The 19956-nt window shown below is 41.6% G+C and carries 17 protein-coding genes and 1 pseudogene; 7 read left to right on the top strand and 11 right to left on the bottom strand.

The annotated features are described in order from the left end of the window. Positions 1–30: 30 nt before the first annotated feature. The 3 genes from EAG18_RS04715 to EAG18_RS04705 form a co-directional block, all read right to left on the bottom strand. Positions 31–405 carry a PH domain-containing protein gene (locus EAG18_RS04715; RefSeq protein WP_125251249.1) on the bottom strand — a complete coding sequence of 125 codons (375 nt, stop codon included), beginning with the start codon at positions 403–405 and terminating at the stop codon, positions 31–33. Positions 406–751: 346 nt separating this feature from the next. Further along, positions 752–1120 carry a nuclear transport factor 2 family protein gene (locus EAG18_RS04710; protein ID WP_125251248.1) on the bottom strand — a complete coding sequence of 123 codons (369 nt, stop codon included), beginning with the start codon at positions 1118–1120 and terminating at the stop codon, positions 752–754. A gap of 30 nt (positions 1121–1150) precedes the next feature. Then, positions 1151–1783, bottom strand: a complete 633-nt coding sequence (locus tag EAG18_RS04705; protein WP_125251247.1) for a glutathione S-transferase family protein — start codon at positions 1781–1783, stop codon at positions 1151–1153. Positions 1784–2108: 325 nt separating this feature from the next. On the opposite strand from EAG18_RS04705, the gene EAG18_RS04700 reads away from it, so the two are divergent. The 4 genes from EAG18_RS04700 to EAG18_RS04685 all read left to right on the top strand — a co-directional run bounded on the left by EAG18_RS04700 (position 2109) and on the right by EAG18_RS04685 (position 7330). After that, a complete protein-coding gene (locus tag EAG18_RS04700) occupies positions 2109–2483 on the top strand; it encodes a MerR family transcriptional regulator (RefSeq protein ID WP_125251246.1) in 375 nt (124 codons plus the stop codon). A gap of 64 nt (positions 2484–2547) precedes the next feature. Continuing rightward, positions 2548–3120: an NAD(P)H-dependent oxidoreductase gene (locus tag EAG18_RS04695; RefSeq protein WP_125251245.1), complete on the top strand. Its 573-nt coding sequence runs from the start codon at positions 2548–2550 to the stop codon at positions 3118–3120. A gap of 102 nt (positions 3121–3222) precedes the next feature. Beyond that, a complete protein-coding gene (locus EAG18_RS04690) occupies positions 3223–4179 on the top strand; it encodes a cytochrome c peroxidase (RefSeq protein WP_125251244.1) in 957 nt (318 codons plus the stop codon). After that, positions 4169–7330 carry an EAL domain-containing protein gene (locus tag EAG18_RS04685; protein ID WP_125251243.1) on the top strand — a complete coding sequence of 1054 codons (3162 nt, stop codon included), beginning with the start codon at positions 4169–4171 and terminating at the stop codon, positions 7328–7330. Before EAG18_RS04690 ends, EAG18_RS04685 begins: the two co-directional genes overlap by 11 nt. A gap of 88 nt (positions 7331–7418) precedes the next feature. Here EAG18_RS04685 and EAG18_RS04680 read toward each other — a convergent pair whose 3' ends face one another. Further along, positions 7419–7910 carry a GNAT family N-acetyltransferase gene (locus EAG18_RS04680; protein WP_125251242.1) on the bottom strand — a complete coding sequence of 164 codons (492 nt, stop codon included), beginning with the start codon at positions 7908–7910 and terminating at the stop codon, positions 7419–7421. Between the two features lie 336 nt (positions 7911–8246). Between EAG18_RS04680 and EAG18_RS04675 the strand changes: the two genes are divergently transcribed. Continuing rightward, on the top strand, positions 8247–8675 hold the full coding sequence (locus tag EAG18_RS04675; RefSeq protein WP_125251241.1) for a nuclear transport factor 2 family protein: 429 nt from the start codon (positions 8247–8249) through the stop codon (positions 8673–8675). A gap of 401 nt (positions 8676–9076) precedes the next feature. Here EAG18_RS04675 and EAG18_RS04670 read toward each other — a convergent pair whose 3' ends face one another. Continuing rightward, positions 9077–9970, bottom strand: a complete 894-nt coding sequence (locus tag EAG18_RS04670; RefSeq protein WP_125251240.1) for a LysR family transcriptional regulator — start codon at positions 9968–9970, stop codon at positions 9077–9079. Between the two features lie 121 nt (positions 9971–10091). Between EAG18_RS04670 and EAG18_RS04665 the strand changes: the two genes are divergently transcribed. Next, entirely contained in the window at positions 10092–10583 is a 492-nt protein-coding gene (locus EAG18_RS04665) for a VOC family protein (protein WP_125251239.1), read from the top strand. A 386-nt stretch (positions 10584–10969) separates the two neighbouring features. Here EAG18_RS04665 and EAG18_RS04660 read toward each other — a convergent pair whose 3' ends face one another. The 6 genes and pseudogenes from EAG18_RS04660 to EAG18_RS04635 all read right to left on the bottom strand — a co-directional run bounded on the left by EAG18_RS04660 (position 10970) and on the right by EAG18_RS04635 (position 19188). Next, positions 10970–13654, bottom strand: coding sequence for a heparinase II/III family protein (locus EAG18_RS04660; protein WP_125251238.1), 2685 nt, complete (start codon positions 13652–13654; stop codon positions 10970–10972). A gap of 250 nt (positions 13655–13904) precedes the next feature. Next, positions 13905–14060, bottom strand: a pseudogene (locus EAG18_RS04655) (NAD(P)-dependent oxidoreductase); the annotation flags it as partial. 168 nt (positions 14061–14228) lie between these two features. Continuing rightward, positions 14229–14735, bottom strand: a complete 507-nt coding sequence (locus EAG18_RS04650; RefSeq protein WP_125251237.1) for a hypothetical protein — start codon at positions 14733–14735, stop codon at positions 14229–14231. Positions 14736–15215: 480 nt separating this feature from the next. Continuing rightward, positions 15216–15833, bottom strand: a complete 618-nt coding sequence (locus EAG18_RS04645) for an HAD family hydrolase (protein ID WP_125251236.1) — start codon at positions 15831–15833, stop codon at positions 15216–15218. A gap of 150 nt (positions 15834–15983) precedes the next feature. Further along, entirely contained in the window at positions 15984–18485 is a 2502-nt protein-coding gene (locus EAG18_RS04640) for an FtsX-like permease family protein (protein WP_125251235.1), read from the bottom strand. Further along, complete coding sequence (locus tag EAG18_RS04635; protein ID WP_125251234.1) at positions 18475–19188, bottom strand: ABC transporter ATP-binding protein; 714 nt, start codon at positions 19186–19188, stop codon at positions 18475–18477. The genes EAG18_RS04640 and EAG18_RS04635 overlap by 11 nt, the downstream gene beginning before the upstream one ends. Here EAG18_RS04635 and EAG18_RS04630 point away from each other — a divergent pair. Further along, entirely contained in the window at positions 19187–19807 is a 621-nt protein-coding gene (locus EAG18_RS04630) for an arylesterase (RefSeq protein WP_125251233.1), read from the top strand. The two genes, EAG18_RS04635 and EAG18_RS04630, sit on opposite strands and share 2 nt — an antisense overlap. Positions 19808–19956: the final 149 nt, after the last annotated feature.

Genomic DNA, 19956 nt, shown 5'->3' with positions numbered 1-19956 from the left:
AAACTCATGTGCCTTTTTACTACAGCGCGGCTATAAACAATACTGTGAAATGATTTTATACACTTGGTTGATATTGTCGCCTGCTTTAAATTCTTTACTAATTGGTGTTGGATCTGAGCCGATCCAAATTTTCAATTCCGCATCAAGGTCGAAGTGACCCGCAGATTCCTTGCTGTACTTCGTAATTTTGCTATACGGGATGCTGAGCATTTCTACTTTGCTACCAGTCATACCTTGTTTGTCGATTAAAATTAGGCGTTTATTGGTAAAAATAAATAAGTCGCGGATCACCTTGTAAGCTTGTGCAACTTCTTCTCCGGTGATAAGTGTATCTTCTAATAACTTATCAACTTCGTTACTGTCTACTTCGCTCGCATTACCAAGTAAACCACTTAATAGTCCCATTATTCTTCTCCGTTTGATTTAAATTGCTCTTAGGCTGAACACACAACAGTCATCATTGCTAAGTGAATTAATGATGAAAGTGACAAAACCAGCATAGAAAAGCACGCTGATTTTGCCAAATAAATAACCTGAGTTTGGATAATTAATGCCTTTCTAGCAGCCAGTTTTAGTGCTAACTGTGTTGAATTCACTTCCAATAGCCTGCTATTAGTGCGTAAATTCGCCTAGTTATCCCTAAAACTCTCTGGCTAGATAAGAAAGTTATTTAAGGTGAGTTTAAAACAATGAATTAGCTCATTCCTTATCCAAACCTCAGGTTAAATAACCTGAGGTTTGGAGTAATAAGTTAGCTTATATCTCTTATCAAACAAATTTTGCCATCGCGAAAAGCAAACTCTGAGCGGCCTTGCAAGGAGATGCTTTGCCCTGCTTTCATGCCATTGGCTAAGTCTTGGGCTAATTTTGCTTTGTAGGTCACATCAACAATAAACAGATCGTTGTCTTGCGTGGCGGCGGTTAAAGATTGAGTGCGTTCAGAAAAGACCTTTGCGGACTGATTTGCTAAGTCAGCAAACTCCATTTTACTGGTTGTACGTGTTGTAATTTCACCATTGGCGAGGTTTTCAAACACGACATCATCGGTGAGCAGGGTTAACATCCCCTCTATATCAAATTGATTGTAGGCTGAGATATAGTTTTTAACTAAGGTTTCCATCGTTCCTCCTTGGTATATCAGGATAATAGCTCAGTTATAACAACTTAGGTCGGTTTGTTCAATTTCGCACACTCTTTTTACCACTTTGTGCCTTGCCATCAGCCGCATAAATCGTCCCAAATTAACATAGTCCTTTGGCGCGGTATTGAATCCACTTGCCCAATGGGCCAACATAAATAAATAATAATCACAAAGCGTGAGCTGCTCACCAACTAAGTAGGTATGTGGCTTGTCGATGAGTGCAAACATGTCGCCGACTCGTTGTTCAGCGACTTGAGACATATTCTTATTGTTCTTTGGTGGCAGCTGATACTTTTCAGGGTAAAAATACAGCATGAGCTCTGGCTGAACTGTGGTGGTTAAATAAAAAAGCCACTGATAAAACGTGGCTCGCTGTGAGGTTGCTGGCGCTGGGATGAGCTGGTCTTCAGGGTGCTTTTCGCATAAATGCAAACAAATTGCTGCACTTTCAAAGATGACCTCATCGCCGTCGACTAATGTTGGGATCCGTCCTGTTGGGTTGAGTTCTAAATAGGTCGTAGGCTTTTGTTGTTGTGTTTTTCTATCGACCAAGAGCAGTTTTTTCTCTAGTTGTAGGTGCTCAAGTACAAGGTGTGGTGCCCAACTGGCATTACGCGGATAGTAATACCAATTTGACTTAATACTTACTCAATTTTAAGGAGTAAATCTGACGCTAACAGCGTTAAAAATCTCTCATTTAGAACAACTAAATAGCAAAATTTTTGCCTTGCCTATATGGATGTAGGTACCTTAGCGATAGCAGGACGCGGTAGCGGAGTTATCGACAAGATTTTCTTGCCTCAAAATAGACCACTTAATTAAGAAAATTGGTATAAAATAACTGATACATCTTTTGCTATTCCTTGACGCTACTTTTTATTTGCGTGTGGCTGGTTTTCATCCCGATAGTTACAACTTTTACAGAGGCTGTAAACCATTATTTTGCTTTTAGCAGGGAGAATTAAAAATGTATATTGGCAAGCTGTCTGAGCTAACTGGGCTGTCAGTCAAAGCTATTCGCTTTTACGAGGAGAAAGGGCTTATTCCTACGCCTGAGCGAGTTGGTAAGTATCGTGTTTATTCGCAAGTGGATGTCGACCTGCTGTTGTTAATAAAAGAAGCAAAGTTGCTTGGGGTGTCGATTAAGCAATTACAGCAGGTGATTAAAATTACAGGGCAGCAAGTTAACTGGGTCGAAATCAACACATTTCTAGTCGAACTTAAAGCTGCTTTCATAAAGCAAATTACAGAGCTTCAGCAAAAGATACAGCGTATTGAACACTGCATCGTATCGCTCGATGAATGTCCACAATTAACACCATGGCAGCCACAGGTAGAGTAACTTGACTCTCCCGTTAAGGGGAGACAGTACAATCGTTTCTTAGTCACTGGATAAGGAAACGAAAATGAAAAAGATACTGTTACTGAATGGTAATCCCAAAAACAAAAGCCTGTGTCATGCGATCACCACAAGTTACGCTAAAGCAGCAAGCACTCAACATCAAGTACGTAGACTGGACCTCCATGAGATGCACTTCGAAGTCAATTTGATGTATGGCTATGAAGCGAACCAAGTTGTAGAGCCATGCCTACAGCAATTCCAACAAAACCTACTGTGGGCAGAGCATATTGTAATAGTAAGCCCACTTTGGTGGCTGGCGTTACCAGCTAAGCTTAAAGGGCTAATCGATAGGACATTACTCCCCGGGTTTGCTTTTAAATACAGTGAAACAGGTACTGAAGTTGAAAAGCTTTTACCGAATAAAACAGCAAGAGTTATTCTAACCGCTGACGCGCCGCAAACGCATTTGGAACAGGCTGCTGAAGGACTAATTACTCAGCTTACACATGGAACGCTCGGGTTTTGTGGCATAGCACCAACGCAATACACATTATTTGGCCCTGCCCATTTGGCAACTTCAGATGTCATTGATAACTGGCTAAGTGAAGTGACAAGCTTAGCCGTACGGGGGGAGTGAATAAGAAAACATAACTTCTATTACTAAGCTTATTTTAAATCAAAATTTGCAACGCCGAATGTTGCTATCTTTTACATTAAGATGGCAACTTGGGCGAAGTGTATGCGAATTTGGAGTTTATTACTTTTTGCGTTTCCACTATTGGGAATTGCAAATGAACCAATTTTGCCACTTGAGCCTACAACGGGGCTTAATGCGGATAAAGTAAGCTTAGGTAGAGCGCTTTTTTTTGATAAGCGACTTTCTCGAGGAGATCAAGTTAGTTGTGCATCATGCCACCAATTGCCCAGTCATGGTGCAGATGTAAAGCCCCTTTCCAGAGGAGTTAATAACGCGCTCGGTGAGCTAAAAACTCCCACTGTTTACAATGCCGCTTTAAATATTCGCCAAGCGTGGGATGGCCGCGCACAATCGCTGTATGATCAAGTTGACTCTCCTATCTTAAACCCAAAAGAACATGATATGACTTGGCCAGAAGTCGTCGCTAAGTTAAATCAAGATAACGTGCTGGTCGCACAGTTTGCTAAAGTGTACTCGCGAGGAATAACCCCGCACACAGTAAAAGATGCGATAGCGACTTTTGAAGAGTCGTTAATTACGCTCAATGCACCGTTCGATTTATGGCTTAAAGATAGCAGCGTACAATTACCTGAGTCGGTAATCGCGGGCTACGAGCTATTTAAGCGCTATGGTTGTATTAGTTGTCATCAGGGACGTAATGTTGGCGGTAATATGTTTGCCAGAATGGGTACGTTTGGTGATTATTTTGGCGATAGGAAGACACCAATTAAAAAAGCGGATTTTGGCCGTTTTAACGTTACTGGAAATGAGCAAGATCGCTTTGTGTTTAAGGTGCCGAGCTTGCGACTCGCGAGCAAACAAGCGTACTTTTTTCATGACGGTAGTCATACAAGTTTAGAGTCGGCAATCGAGACAATGGCTAGGTACCAGCTTGGCAGAAAAATCCCTGACACAGACATGCAGAAGTTAGTTGCATTCATTAATAGTTTAGCTGGACATCATCACGAAATGGATTTGGAAAGACAAAATGAGGAATAAAGCTTTTATTGGTGTACAAGCATTATTGCTGTGTGCACCGATTGCGCTTTTTGCGTATTTTTACTCGCAACAAGAAATAAATAGTCATGTGCATCAAGCTCGAGTTTCACTATTGATTGAAGCAAAAAGTATAGATGCCAAACTTGATGCAGCGGTACTGCAAATGTTGAGTGCGCAGCTCAATCAATATGATGAGTTAGCGCAACTTGCACACGCCATTGATGAGCTAAACACAACCCAGAAGCATGAGCTATTTAACCATACAGATCCAGATGTACTGCGGCAATATGAAGCGTATCGGGCGTTATTGAGTGAAAAAGTATTACAAGTTGAGTCGATAAAAACAGCTGCTGCCAGTATTAAAAACAGCTTGCTCTACCTTCCTGAGTTAGTGAAAGAACTCGAACAAAGCGACCCCGAACTTGCAACAAAGGCTAATCGAGCGCTTGCAAATTTAATGCTTGGGCAGCTATATGAATTTGCTATTGAACCTATCCCACATATACCATCTGAAAGTGACGTAGCAAAGCTAATTTATCAGCATTTTAATGTCGCGGTGACAAGGAGTGTAGAGTTAAAGCAGGCAAGACAACGGTTTCTCAATTTACCCAGTAGCGATACTTTCACTGCGCTTTACAGTAGTTACAATCGTTACCATAGCCAGACATTAGAAAAAGCCAAACAACAAAATGAACTACTATTGACGCTGGCAATTGTGCTGTTCTTATTGCTTATTGTGTTTGCAAATCGTTTATATGCAGCTAAAAATAAAATTCTAAGCACCAGCAGAACATTATCTGACGCTGTTGCGCGCCTGACGGAGGGGTTTGCATTATTTAGCCGCTCTGGCAATTTACTGCTTTGTAATAGCGCTTGGTGTGAACACTTTGCTGTTGAAGACCAATCTTCCATGCCCCGTAAACTAGAACAATGGCAGCATCAATTTGGTGACATATTCAACGCTGACTCCAATTTACATCAAACAGCTTTGGGTACTTGGCTTCAAATAAAGCAAACAAAAACGCACAATAATGGGCAAGTATTTGTCAGTGTTAATGTATCCCCCTTTAAACAAGCTGAAGAAGAGCTAAGAAAGTGGGGCCATGCAATTGAGCAAAGTCCTGCTTCTATCATTATTACCGATCCAAGAGCTCGAATTGAGTATGTGAACCCTAAGTTTGAGCAAGTAACAGGTTACTCACTTGCGGAAATAAAAGGTCAGACACCGAAGGTGTTGGGGTCTAAACAAGGCTTTACAGACTACAAAGCACTATGGCGAACTATCAAACAAGGTAAAGTTTGGCGCGGAGAGTTTTTTAATCGTCGTAAGTCAGGTGACTATTATTGGGAATATGCGTCAATTTCTCCGATTAAGAATCAGCAAGGGGAAATAATTAATTTTATCGCGATTAAAGAAGACATAACCGCACAGAAAAGTGCAAGCGCACAGCTCAAAACTGCGGCAGCGGTTTTCAATGCGACGCAAGAAGGGATCATGACAACAAATGCCAAGTTGGAGATCACAGCCGTCAATCCCGCATTCACCAAAATCACAGGATACGAAGAACATGAAGTATTAGGACAACGGCCAAATATTCTGWGTTCAGGAAAGCATGACAGACATTTTTATGACCAAATGTGGAGTACGCTGAATACCCAAGGTCAGTGGGCAAGCGAAATATGGAATAAGCGCAAAGATGGTACTTTGTATCCAGAATGGTTAGCGATTAGTGTGGTTTATGACGATAAAGGATTGGTACAGCAGTATGTGGCTATTTTGTCTGATATGACAGAGCGTAAAGCCCAAGAAGAACAGATTGAATACCAAGCTTATTATGATGTGCTAACCGGATTGCCAAATCGAACGTTGTTACTTGAACGAATTGAGCAAGACATCAAAAGAATGAGTCGCACAAAACATCAAAGTGCGGTGCTATTTATTGATTTAGATAGATTTAAACGCGTCAACGATACCATGGGGCACGAAGCGGGTGATGTATTGCTTATCTCTGTTGCAAAACGGTTAAATGAATTACTGCGCAAAAGCGACACACTAAGCCGCTTTGGCGGTGATGAATTTGTGCTGCTGCTTAGCCAAATTACACATCCAGATCACGCAGCACAAGTTGCCGACAAAATCGTCAAAGCATTGAGTGAGCCCTTTGTCATTAATGGGTTTGAGGTTTTCACCGGTGCAAGTATTGGGATCGCAATTTTACCAGGTGATGCAAAAGATCAAAAAGAGCTGTTAAGACTGGCAGATTTAGCGATGTATAAAGCCAAAGAGGCTGGGCGGAATCRGTACCATTTCTTTGCGCAAGAGATGCAGCAGCAGGTTAATCGCCGAGTTGAATTAGAACAACATCTGCGAGTGGCGTTAGAACATAAAAAGATAACCGTACATTATCAGCCCATAATAGATATTGTGACAGGCCAACTATATGGCGTAGAGGCCTTAATGCGTTGGCCGACTGATTTTGGTCAATATATCTCACCCGCAGAATTTATTCCTGTGGCTGAAGAAAGTGGTCTGATAGCACCTTTGGGGGAGTGGCTATTAGGACAGGCCTGTGGAGATATTCGTAGGCTTAATAAAGCCATCGGACTCAATTGCTACCTGACGGTAAATGTATCGAGTCAACAATATCGGTTAGGCTTTAATGCCACTATCATTAAGCAAATTATGCAGCAATCAGGGTTTCATCCTGAAAATCTGACCCTTGAAATTACCGAAAGCATATTATTAGAAGACGATAAAGCGGTTACTGAGTGGTTACAAAGTTTGCGAGCAACTGGCGTGAATTTAGCCATTGATGATTTTGGAACGGGTTATTCTTCGCTGAGTTACCTCAAACGCTTTCCAATCAATACATTAAAGATAGACAGAGGGTTTATTCAAGATATTGATCAAAACCAAGATGCAGCGGTTTTAGTCAATGCAATATTGTCTATGGCAAAAAGTCTTTCATTAAAGGTGATTGCAGAAGGTGTAGAGCAGCAAGGTCAGCTGGACAGTCTAAAAAACTTGGGGTGTCAGTATGTTCAAGGGTATTTATATGCAAAACCAATGGCAATTGAGGGTTTGATCGAATGGGTTGAACGCTTCACACTGATTTCAGAGCGAACCTGCCATAAGTTGTGGTTGGATTAAGAGGTTTTATTGGGGGAGTATTTATATAATTAAACGTCATCAATACACAGACCGAGAAAAAGTAGATAGTGGCAAACTGCGTATCGATTTAAGGCTTTAATACCGAAAAAATATGGCAATCGTAAAAGTGCCCTGCTTTGAAAATTGCGCGCTTGAGTATGGCTTCTTGTTCGAAGCCTGATTTTTTTAGTAGCTTTATTGAGGCGTGATTTTCATCAAATACGCTCGCAAACACCCTTACAACGTCGGTGTCATTGAACACAGCAGTAACTATTTGTAAAACCGCTTGATGTGTTATTCCCCTGCCCCAATGACTTTTTGCGAGCCAGTAGCCAAGCTCCCCTGAGCATTGGTATTCAAATTCCCCAGGGTTGACACCTATACAGCCGATAAGTTGCTGACCATCACAAATTGCTCGAATATAGCCTTGTTTACTTCCCTCTTCTATCCACCACAGAGCGTCTTGTTGGGTATAGGGCTGCGGAATTTTAGTTGAGAGGTATCGAGTAACTTCTGGATCGTTCAAAATAGCGACTAGAGGGGCGACATCGTTGGTATTAAATTCTCTAAGTTGAAACAAAAGTCTATCTCACTATATTAACACTCGGCGTAGATTACCTTGACTGATATTGGAGCAAAGTGGCTATCGTGTCTCTTCCCGATGCCGAAACCTTGCAAAAACAACTCGAGTGAATACAAAAGCTATATGAAAAGCAAGTATCAACTAGCTGTATTTGAGTTTGCATTTTTGGTAGATGCTCAGCACCTTACTTATCCGTAAACTAGCATGTACCTATTGCGCAATCAACGGGGAGGTTTTTGTTTTTTATCTGGTTTTTGAACTGTGTATATTGCTTTTTGGCGTTTCGCCCTAATTAACTATGGCGACAATCCAATTACAAGGAGTAATTCAAATATGGAAAAAAACAGCCTTATCACGTTGGTGAAAGCCTACTTTGAAAAGATAGATGCTGGAGATCCAACCTATATAGACCTGTTTCACGACGAAGTTACATTCTTTTTCCCCAAATTTGGCGATGCGGTTGGCAAACAAGCATTACTAGAGTTTGGTGACAAGATAGGGAGCTCACTCAATAGTATTTGGCATGATATTGAGCAATTTAACTTTATTGTCTCTGGGAATACTGTTGTGGTAGAAGGGCAAGAAGGCGGAGTCATGCGCGATGGCACAAAGTGGCCGGATAATCATATATCATCAGGGCGCTTTTGTAGTGTATTTGAATGTAATGATAATTTGATATCTAGAATGTACATTTACGTAGACCCAGACTTTCCAAGTCGTGATTCTGAAAGAATAGCCACGCTGTCTAGAGTGACACTCTAATGTAACAAGAGCTACGATAAAAATATAAACTTTAGACTAAACAGTTTGATAAATAAGTGTGATTACCAAGCCACTTTGACGTCGTCACACTTCCAGTGTTGCCGATGATCAGCAGTCTGTGTCAATCTTATTGTGATAGTGTTCATTCAGCCAAAGAGCGGAAAGAGCTTGCATGTATTTCTACACTTTTCTCAAATTTGAGTAGCCAGACACTTGTTATTACTCTAGATGCCGGTGGGCCAAAGAAAATTCTATGACGAGTTTTTCGATGGTTTTTTCAGTATGATTTGGGTTATGCAGGTTTACACTGATACATTTAATACGGATAAAAAATTCATGCTGGCACCCAGCACCCTTCCGTTATTCACTTCTGTTATTGATATTTTGGCTAAGTACTAGTATCAGTTAAACGCCCATACCTGCCGAATAATTGTATTAAAGGCGCGATAACGAGCGGGCAATGCTCTGTTTTTTTTACAGACCAAATATAAACTTTCCATTACTGGCTGTGTTGGCCGCAAAACTTGTAAATGCTTAGTGCTATGAAAGCCGTCGACAGCACTTTTTGGTAGCACAGTAAAGCCCACACCTTGAGCGATTGGCTCTAAGATTTGACTAATTTGGTTAATTGAACCAACGATAGGGATTTTACTAACATCTAGTTGTGTGAGTTCTTGCTCTTTGGATTGCTTAAAATACAAAGATAAATAATGCTCGGCATCTGGGTGACTGATTAGTCCTAACTCTAAAAGTAAGGGCGCGTAACGATCACTGATATTGGCCTGTTGTGGTAAAATCAAGCAGAGCTCTTCTTGACCAAGCGTTTCAAAATCAAAGAAACTCTCATTGGGTATATCGGTTACAATTCCTTGATCAATCTGGCCGTTTTTGATGTCAGTCAAAATTTGATGATTTGGTGCTGCTTTAATATTAATATGAATATTGGGGTGTTGAACTTGAAGTTGTAATAACTTTGGGTAAAGCAATAAGGCTACTGAGCCAGAACATGCTAAAGTACACTCTCCTGATAAAGGGTCGTCAAAATTTAATTGCTCAAAGAGCAGCTTTTCCTCCCTGATCAATGCTTTGGCATAGTTGTACACTAACCGACCTTGCTCGGTAACCGCGAATGACTTCTTATCTCTTCTAATTAAATTATATCCACACAATTCCTCAAGTTTGCTGATATGCTGGCTAACTCCCGGTTGAGTCATATACAGCTTCTCGGCGGTTTTTGTAAAATGCCCCGTATCAACTAAGGTAATAAATGTTTCTAACCAAACTGGATTGAGCACAAATAAAGCCATAACAATAAATTATTGAATTAATAATAATTGATAATTTCATATAATCAATGTCTCGCCATAGAATTTACTGACTAAGTCGAGTTGCTATTGAAAAATGTTGGAGAAATTTATGAAAATGAATCATGTCGGTATTATGGTTGGCAATATGGACAAAGCGGTTGAGTTTTACACCAAAGCGCTAGGCCTCAGAATAGTAATGAATAACACCAAGGTGATAGAAGAGCGAGAATCAGCGATTGGTCGCATGTGTATTGCGGTATTCGGTGAGGGCTTCAAAGGCTTCAATATTGCTCACCTAGTCACTTCTGATGGTATTGGTGTTGAGCTTTTTGAGATGGTTGATCGCGAAGAGCGTCATCACGTTGATTTTTCTCGCCTTGGTATCTTCCATTTTTGTTTACAGCTGCCAAAAGAGCAGTTTGATACTGCGATTAAACGTGTTGAAGAGTATGGTGGCAAAGTTCGTATGGATATTCATCGTTACCACCCCGAAGATGAACTCAAGCAAGCGCAAATGGTTTATTTAGAAGACCCATTTGGTAACCTATTCGAGTTTTACTCTCACTCTTATGAAGATACTTACGCATCAGACTACGAATAAAACAAAGGGGTAGAAGTTATCTACCCCTTTGCTTGTCACATTTATGGGAGATTCACCTTTCCTAATATCAATGATTGTTAATACATTGCTCATTGTGAAGGTGCAAATCAGACACTAGCTGCGTTGAATTCACTTCCAATAACCGGCTATTGGTGCCTAAGTTTGCTTTGCCTACAGGATGCAGGTACCCTGGTGATAGCAGGACGTTTTCGCGGGTTATCGACAAGATTTTATCGCCTCAAAATAACGCACTGAATTAAGTGAGTAGGTATAACTCAAAAATCAAAGGCATCTATAGACGCTCTTGGCTTTTGTCATATAGACACCTAATACAAAAAAGCCGGCTAATGACTTTAGCTGGCTTTTTAAAATTCATGAAAATAATACTAGAGATGGAAAATAAGCATACCCTGCTCGCTCACGAGCATCTCTCCTTGTTCATCAGCGCGCAATTGTACTTGTTGCCCATCGTGAAGTAATTGATAACGTTGACCTGCGGCTAATCCATTAATATGGACCGTTGCCCCAGACTCGACAGGCTGAGTGAAATAAATATCTTGTGCGTATGGAGATAACAATTCTTTGCTGAATAAGACTATCTCATCTACCCGTCCAGCAGCTTGCACATACACTCCTAAATGAGAAGGCGATACTTCATCAAGTTCTTGTACATTAACTTCAGGCACCTCACCTACATCTGCAAAACTTAACACTGACAGCAGTTCATTATTGACTTGGGGGGTATTTGCTTCTAATTGAGTATGCCATTTACGCTGGTTCAATGGAGCCTGATAGGTCAGTACATCTTGATAATACAGAGTCTCGTCAACTATCGATAAAGTATAGTCTTTAGGTAAAATAGGCTGATAGATAAATTCTTTCCCGTCATTTATGCTCGACACCCTATTACCATCGAATATAGGTTGTGCTAAAAAGCGTTGATTTTGCTTCACGCTGCGCACGTACTTATCACCTTCCTGTAATCCAAGTTCTTGATGGTATTGCATTAAGTCACGGATCACACTTGGCTCAGTTTCAATGCTATCGTAAACCAGAACGATATTGGGCTTTAAAAAAACCAGTTGTCTTGCGATTTTTTTCGCGTAACTTGCTTGCCAATAACCCAACATATTATAGGTTTGTTCGGCACGTGCTGCGATGAAGCTCACTTTAGGACTATCGTATAAAGTAACATATTGACCACGACCAGCCGCTCTGTGTGCTGGATTAGAAGAGCCATCATGAGTGGCATTCTCAATTAAGATGGTATTATGGGCTGTTGAGTTAATAGCAAACTTACCATACCCGGTCATCTCTTTGGTTATCCATTTTCCAGCATGAGCTATATCAAATGAGAGTGTATCGAAATGTTGATGGTCTACAATCGCCGGGCTATTCAAAAAATACAAGTTGGTTGCTGAACGAGACCAATCAGAACGTGATGCGACTAGCCCTGTTCCAGGCGCATAAAAAAATGTGCTGGGCTGCTGTGGTGCCTCACTGATTGGTTCTTCTGGTTCGAATAACACGCGCTCTAATCCCGTGTCCATTGAGCCGTTTGGATAGCCCTCTTTTTCGATGACTTGTTCAAGCCAAGCTTGAGCCTGAATTCGGCGCTCTGGATTTTCGACCATAGCGATTAAGTGCAGCATCATGGCATAGCGATGATCACCTGAGAGAGGCACGTAATCATCAACATGCTCTTGATCACCATAAAAGTACATACCTGTGCCACCAGCCAAGGTTTGATGGAGATAAGCCAGTACTACCTGCTCTGCGTAATCGTTTGGATAATCAATATTACGTAGCTCTTTATTGTACATGTACAAGCGCATCCAGTGCATCATAGTACCAGGGCTATAATCAACACCCTCAGCCCATACGCCGCCAGCCATAACATCATCCATAAACTTATCGACAACGTATTCTTTTAACAATCGATCTCCGGCGTTTAAGTACTGTGTACTTTTCTCTCGGATCTGAGGATCATGAGCGTTTTGTAGCGTCATACCCAGTAAAGAAAGGTTTTCCGCTAGCGAGGTGACTTCATCTGTGTCCTGCCAGCGCATTTTCGAAAAGTCATCACTATAGCCCAAGTAATCAAGCCAGTAGTCGCCCCATAACGCAAAGATCGCTTCAATATCCCGTTGCTGTTGTTCACTAAACATGGTCTTCGCCCATGCGTACGTATACTGCGACCAACGGGCCTGTGAGCGAAACAAGTTTCGATTGCTGTAATACTGCCACCCTACGATCGGCTCACTTACGTATCGCTCTAAAAATAGCTGCTTGGCTTTTGTGCCATGTATTTTATTTCCTGTTATACGATAGCTCAGCGCGTACGCGCCAGCGTAGTCCCAAGTATTATATATACGCTCTTTTGCAAGGTTGGCAGCAAGCTTACTCTGGAACGTTTGCCAAGCTGGGGTTTCTTTCTGAGCGGCTTGAGCAAGCCGAGCTATTCTATCAGCGGGGAGCAAATAACTTGGCTCTAAACTGGGGTTATTATGTATACCGTCATCAATATCTGAGGCACATGCTTCGTTTGGCAAATCAGGGGTTAATGTCACATCATCAAGCAACACCTCTGCTGTACCTCCTTGCAACGCTAAGGCGATAGAGTACCCTGTAACTTGTTCATCTTCAGACAATATGATGGGCTGGCAAATTGTTTGAATTTGCTCTGTGAACGGATTCAAATTGATACTATCTTGAATATGTTGACCACTGTTCACCTTCACTAAACTGCGAAGCTGTAATGTTCCACCTTGAACTGGGTTAAGTAGCTTCACTTTTGCCCTGAGCGTCATGCCTAAAAGCGTTGGTGCTTGCCCCCAAGGATAGAAATAGCTGTAGCTACCGCTACTCCAGTTAGTTAACGAGAGCTGCAAACTTTGTAGCCCAGAGATAGGTTCAATTTGGTTTAAAGTTAATTGCGCTGTTTGTGGGTTAGAGGCCGTAAATTCGTTATAGCCTTGTTCAAAATCCGCATTGACTAAATGCGACTGATCGGCCAATGCGTGCATACTTATGCTATTAGCCAATACAATAGAAAGTAAATGGGTTCTCATATCAATCTCCTTATGACCTGATTAATTATCCTAATTCAGAACTGACTTATCAATATAGTATTTGTGTTGGATTTTATACTTAAATAAACACTATGATATATGGCAACGAAATAGCAAAGTGAAACGACTAAGCAACGTCGCTGATAACCCCTTTAAATTTGTAGGTTTCCTAAAAGTTATTTAACGATTTTACTCTGAACTCAATGAATTGAAGAAACCCATATGGCAGCTGCCATAAGTAAATAGCTTCCTAGCTGCTCTTTATAACAGGTAATACCTCAGCTATTTCGCTATCTAACATATCCAACACGTTAGCAAAACTATGCTTGGGTAACCAACTTAATTTTTCTTGTCCTGCCGAGGAGTCATATACTCGGTCTAAGCTTGATGGCAACGACCACCTCCTTGCTCACAGGTAACAATCAGGTGAATCCTAAATCTATTCGCTTCAGTGTCAGGCTACAATACAAAGGAAGGGCTTTGGTTTATGTAAAGCCCCTTTAAAAAAGGGGCTTACACTTTTTCGTGACTCTAGATTTTACGGTAAATTGATGTGCCTTATGAATGTTGGCGGCTATGCGGCAACATTCATGAAATTTTTATCAAAGCGGCCATCAGGATCCTTTACGATGACCAGTTCATGCAGTGACTTTGTTTGTAAAGCTGGGTTTTCTGAAAAAAGAGTCAATAGTAACGACTTAACCGTGTTTTTATTTAATGCTTCAGCGAGTGCTTCATGTGAGAGTAAACATAACATATCCTCTAAGGTACCATCACCATCTTGCTCTAGCTTTTCCCAACTCTCCATTATATCTCTTAATTCATAGACGTGAGAGTGATCTTCCTCAAAGTCAGACAAGGTGATAAATGGGGCTGCTAAAAAGTGATGGTGAGGAGAAAAATGCGTTTCTGGATGACTGTGAATTTGCCAATTAATATCATAGTGCCAAAACTCAACCGAGAGAGACATATGTGAAAAAGCGTTTTGATTAATATAAAAATGTAGTGCGCTTTTGCGCTCGTTAAGCAGTGTAATTAATACACTTTCATATACTGCAATTAGCGTGTTTTTATTTATCATTATGTATCCTAACTACTGCCTTACGTAATCTAAGATTTGGATAGAGTATGAGTCATCCAAAGTAAATGAGTAAGACGGACTTTCCTATTTTTGCCAAAAAAGCGTCACACCACTTTACTACACCTGCATGAACTTTTACCACTTTTCGTGACAAAGAAAGTGGTATTATGCAGTAGCTAAGTAATACCAATTTTCTTAATTAAGTGGTCTACTTTGAGGCGAGAAAATCTTGTCGATAACCTGGCAAAAATTTTGCTATTTAGTTGTTCTAAATAAGAAATTTTTAACGCGGTTAGCGTCAGATTTACTCCTTCAAATTGAGCAAGTATTAAGTCAAATTGGTATAATGTTGGATCTGAGTGATTACGCTTACCTCACAATACAGAGATAGAGTGCTACATCTCCAATAAACACGTTAGCAATAGAGGTGCTTTAAAAGAGGATACAGGCGCACAGTCAATATAAAACTTGCTACTTGTATCAAGCCAAATCTCGACACCTGTTAATATCGAGTGTGCATAACGCATCTACAAGTTGTGAAAAGTCCCTAATGACAATATCTGCTTGCTCCGCGTAGTGCGGTATATTGTTAGGAGCAAATAGACATGAAGGCATCTGAGCATTGTGTGCGGCCTGTATATCATATAAGTAATCTCCAACGTATACACATTGATAAGAAGGAACTTGCCATGTTTGGGCGACTCGCAGGAGTGCCGTTGGATCTGGCTTGGCGGGGGCATCATCTCTGGTGAGTGTCAGAGGTATAGGGAGTCCCGTCGCTTTTAATTTTAATTGTGCCGCTTTAGCAAAGTTTCTGGTGACCACAGCAAGTGGTACACCCATCTGAGAAAGCTGCGTTAGCACTGGCTTCACCCCAGGTATCACTTCACAATGTTGTGCGTCGCAAAGCTCATGTTGGTGCACTATATTCATTGCTTCTTCTCGCATATATGGAGATGGCAATGAGTTGATATAACTGAGTAAATCATGCCCTGACGGACACCCAATCTGTGCCCGAATAAGAGAAAAATCAAGTTCTGATGTCACTAATGTGCCATCTAAGTCAAATATGATGCCTTTAACCGGTATCCTATCCATTTTGGTATCCTTTGGTTTTGCATTAGTACTGCGCAGCCCTAGTTAAAGGTAGGTACGTAATTGGGGTTTGTAAAGATCAAGGTGAGAGAGTTTTGGCCCATTATCTAGACTCACCTTTACATGGGTGAGTCTAGATTCTGGTTAACGGTATTAAGCCAGTTTGCGTAAGAGGCCTTGGGTGTTTTGCTTCATGGTCTTTGCAACCATAAAATAGCCGATAGTTGCTACAAATGCTGCACCTGTTGCAGGTCCAAGTACCCATATATATGGATGCAATCGACCATCAACATCAAAGGTTTGGATCTGGATCACCAACAGAGTAACGTCGCTTACAACGGCTGCAACGAGTCCTGCGAGTGCTCCGAGTAGCAAAAACTCGTAAAGTGTTGCTAATTTAATGAGCCGCCCTTTGGCGCCAAGAGTACGCAAGATAACAATCTCTTGCATCCGCTCTGCAAGGCTCGCTTGAACTTGCGATATAAGAACCAAAGCACCACTTATCAGTACAATACTCAAGACAAAACTGATAGCCAAAGAGACTTGAGAAATCATAGACTGCGCTTGTTTAAGTCTACTTTGAATATCTATCATGCTGATAGTCGGGTAATCTTTCAAAAATTGGCTGATTACTTTCGTGTCTGTTTCTTTTAACTTAGCAGCAGTAAAATAGGTCACTGGAAATTGGCCAGCAATTTGATCGTTAAATATCATCACAAAGTTTGGCTTTAACGACCCCCAGTTGACACTACGTAAACTTGTTACTTTAGCGTCAAGCGTCTGACTATTAATCAAAAAGCTAAGCGTATCGCCGACCTTAATTCCTACACGTTCAGCAAGTCCTTGTGCAACCGAAACTTGAAGTGTATCAGAGTCATCAAACCATTGGCCGTCAACGACTTCATTGCCTTCTGGTAGTGTATTAAGCCATGTTAGGTTGAGTTCTCGCCCTACCCCTTCTCGCGCTTCATCGTCTTTCTCTTCACCTTCTTGAAGTGACACTCGACGTGCAAACACTTCTCCGTTTAGGGCATTGACTCGACCTAAAAAGACGGGATAAAAATGCTCATGTTTAATACCATTGTCATCCAGCTGTTGTTGCATTGGCTGAATTTCTTGTTCCGAGATATTGATAAAGAACGCATTTGGCGCGTCTTGTGGCACTTGCATTTGCCAATCTGAGATCATGTCGTTTTTAAGCACCACTAAAAACAGCATTAATTTGATAGCCAGAGCAAAGCTTATAAGCTGTATCGCGTTTGCATTAGCGCGTTTTTGCAAGGTAGCAATAGCCAAAGACCAGCTTGAGCCTGGGCTTAGTCCAAGTTTTCGACCTGCTGAAAACAGCAGCCGTGAGATAACGAACAATACCGCCATGAGCAGTAAAGTTGCACCGAACAAAATCGCAGTGATCTTAATATCACGACTAAATAGCCACATTAAGCCAAAAATAGTGAACACTGAGAGCGCCATATGGATCCGGCTAACTGCAATGGTGTCTCCCAGGTTGCGCCTAAGGACGCGTAGCGGCGGAATATCAAATAAATCTAATAACGGCTTTAACGAGAACATCATGGCACAGACGACTCCCACCGCAATACTCAGAAGCCAAGGTCTAAAGCCAGCTTCCGGCAAGTTGGTATCCATAAAGGTTACTAGATAAGATGCTCCTACGCTTTGTAATACATAGCCAATTGCAAGACCCAAAATAACAGAAAAAAACGTAACCAAAGATAGGTGTAGCAGATAAATACGGCGTATAGTTTTTCTGCTTCCACCTAAGGTTTTCATCATGGCTACTGGGTCATACTGACGTTCGCAGTAGCGCTTTGCAGAAACCGCCATTGCTACCGCTGCGAGCATGATCCCGAATAACCCCGCTAGGAGTAAAAAGCTCTCTGATCGGGCTAGATTCTCTCCAAGAGGGGACTGCCTGTCTTTTATTCCCTGCCAAGACTGGTTGTTTTTGAGTTGCGGTTTGAGCCATGTGTAGTAGTCTGTCAACTGCTGCTCGGAGCCTGAAAACAGTAATCGATAAAATACGCGGCTTCCTGGCTGAATAGCCTTAGTCACAGGGATATCGTCATAATTAATAAGTACACGTTTATTCCCCGCGAGTGAGAAAAAGGGGGCATCAGGTTCGTTAATGAGTACTTTACTCACAGTAAACTGTCCAGCTCCTATTTCTACCTCATCACCAACTTTGAGATCAAGTGAGTAAAATAAGCCTTCACTGAGCCACACATTGCCTTTTTTGGGCGCAGCTTGAGCTTGGTAATTCTCTCCATCAAGTTGGTCTCTTAATGTTAGCTCGCCTCTGAGTGGATAAGTATCTGTCACTGCTTTGAGCGAGCCTAAAACGAGCTCGTCATTGGCAAATAACATAGAGTCAAAGTAGACCTGCTTTGCGGTGTTTAAGCCAAAATCTTGTGCGGTGGTCAGGACTCTGTCATCAAAGTCATGGTTACTCGATAGCCTTCTATCGGCTGCGATAAAATCTGCGGATTTTTGCTCTATATTCAAGCGGATCCGCTCGGTAATCGAAGATAAGCTAAACACCGTCAGTACAGCAAGCGCAATCGCTGCAAGAATGATGGTTAGCTCGCCTCTTCTTAACTCTCTAGAGAATAAAGTGAGTGCTAACTTAAACCACATTAACCGATGCTCCTTGTTTTATTACCTCCAGCTTACCCGCTTCAATATGAATGATTCGATCGCATTGTTGGGCGAGTTGCTCATCATGTGTAACTAACACTAAGGTCGTGCCATTTTCTTTGTTTAGATCAAATAGTAAGCGCTCGATAAGGTGGCCATTCTTACTGTCCAAGTTAGCCGACGGCTCATCAGCAAATAGAATTTTAGGTTTGCCAACAAAGGCTCTCGCAATGGCCACTCGTTGCTGCTCACCACCTGAAAGCTGTGATGGGTAGTGGGTTAAGCGATGTGATAAGCCGACCTTTTCTAATAGCTCCGTTGCTTGATTTTTTGCGCCTTTGTCCCCAGCTAGTTCTGCAGGAAGCATGACATTTTCAAGAGCGGTTAGGCTTTGAACCAGCATAAAAGATTGAAATACAAAGCCAACCTTTTCCGCGCGTAGTTGCGCTCTGGCTTCTTCATCCATTGTTTGTAGCGGCTCACCGTCCAAGTGAACCTCTCCTTTGGAGGCGATGTCTAGCCCTGCGAGTAAACTTAGCAAGGTAGACTTGCCTGAGCCTGAGGCTCCGACGATGGCGACGGACTCGCCAGACTTGACAGTGAAATTTATATCACTAAGGATAGTTAGATTACCTTCAACTGTAGAGACCTGTTTAGTAAGGTCTTTTACTTGGATCATATTTAACTGAGAAAGCACTGACATGAAGTACTATTTCCTAAAGTTGTTGTTCATACTTGTTATTTTAATGGCGCCTATTAGCGCAAATGCCAAGCAAAAACTCATGATAGTTGGTGATAGCTTAAGCGCCGCTTATGGCCTGAAACAAGACGATGGCTGGGTTAAATTGTTACAAAATAAATACGAAGCAGAACAAAATCCGATCGAAATTATCAATGTGAGTGTCAGCGGCCAAACAACTGGTAATGCTCTAGCTAAAATTGATCAACAATTACAAACTATTGCCCCATCCCATGTATTGATTGAATTAGGTGGGAATGACGGGCTACGAGGGTTCCCAATCAAGCGATTACGAGCCAATCTTACTGAGCTTGTTGTTTCGAGCCAGCAGTTCGGCGCGAAAGTGGCTGTAATGGAAATCCAAATTCCTCCTAATTTAGGGCCGCGCTACACCACTATGTTTACGCAAAGCTACCAACAAGTAACAGAACAAACAAAGAGTCACCTGATGCCTTATTTTATGCTTGAGATAGCAGGTAAGCCCGAACTAATGCAGGATGATAATTTACACCCTAATAAAGCAGCACAGCCGATCATCAGAGACTTTATGTATGATGCCATTAACCAATGGTTAGCTGAGTAGAACTGCCCGCTTTGCATGATGCTTATCGCTTTGCGGATAGTTGGTTGACTGTATTAAAAAACCCGCAATCCTGCGGGTTTGGTGGTGTTTTAGTTTTTGGTCAGCATAGATAGCGAATACCACTACACTGATTTAGCTTGTGCTAAGGA

Source organism: Pseudoalteromonas sp. J010 (assembly GCF_003934235.1).
Lineage (GTDB): Bacteria > Pseudomonadota > Gammaproteobacteria > Enterobacterales > Alteromonadaceae > Pseudoalteromonas > Pseudoalteromonas peptidolytica.
This window is presented reverse-complemented; position numbering and strand designations above follow the sequence as displayed.

What these genes read in the sequence shown, in the direction of transcription:
- EAG18_RS04715 (WP_125251249.1), bottom strand. Translation starts at nt 405, where the DNA reads ATGGGACTATTAAGTGGTTTACTTGGTAATGCGAGCGAAGTAGACAGT.
- EAG18_RS04710 (WP_125251248.1), bottom strand. Translation starts at nt 1,120, where the DNA reads ATGGAAACCTTAGTTAAAAACTATATCTCAGCCTACAATCAATTTGAT.
- EAG18_RS04700 (WP_125251246.1), top strand. Translation starts at nt 2,109, where the DNA reads ATGTATATTGGCAAGCTGTCTGAGCTAACTGGGCTGTCAGTCAAAGCT.
- EAG18_RS04695 (WP_125251245.1), top strand. Translation starts at nt 2,548, where the DNA reads ATGAAAAAGATACTGTTACTGAATGGTAATCCCAAAAACAAAAGCCTG.
- EAG18_RS04690 (WP_125251244.1), top strand. Translation starts at nt 3,223, where the DNA reads ATGCGAATTTGGAGTTTATTACTTTTTGCGTTTCCACTATTGGGAATT.
- EAG18_RS04675 (WP_125251241.1), top strand. Translation starts at nt 8,247, where the DNA reads ATGGAAAAAAACAGCCTTATCACGTTGGTGAAAGCCTACTTTGAAAAG.
- EAG18_RS04665 (WP_125251239.1), top strand. Translation starts at nt 10,092, where the DNA reads ATGAAAATGAATCATGTCGGTATTATGGTTGGCAATATGGACAAAGCG.
- EAG18_RS04660 (WP_125251238.1), bottom strand. Translation starts at nt 13,654, where the DNA reads ATGAGAACCCATTTACTTTCTATTGTATTGGCTAATAGCATAAGTATG.
- EAG18_RS04650 (WP_125251237.1), bottom strand. Translation starts at nt 14,735, where the DNA reads ATGATAAATAAAAACACGCTAATTGCAGTATATGAAAGTGTATTAATT.
- EAG18_RS04645 (WP_125251236.1), bottom strand. Translation starts at nt 15,833, where the DNA reads ATGGATAGGATACCGGTTAAAGGCATCATATTTGACTTAGATGGCACA.
- EAG18_RS04640 (WP_125251235.1), bottom strand. Translation starts at nt 18,485, where the DNA reads ATGTGGTTTAAGTTAGCACTCACTTTATTCTCTAGAGAGTTAAGAAGA.
- EAG18_RS04630 (WP_125251233.1), top strand. Translation starts at nt 19,187, where the DNA reads ATGAAGTACTATTTCCTAAAGTTGTTGTTCATACTTGTTATTTTAATG.
- EAG18_RS04635 (WP_125251234.1), bottom strand. Translation starts at nt 19,188, where the DNA reads ATGTCAGTGCTTTCTCAGTTAAATATGATCCAAGTAAAAGACCTTACT.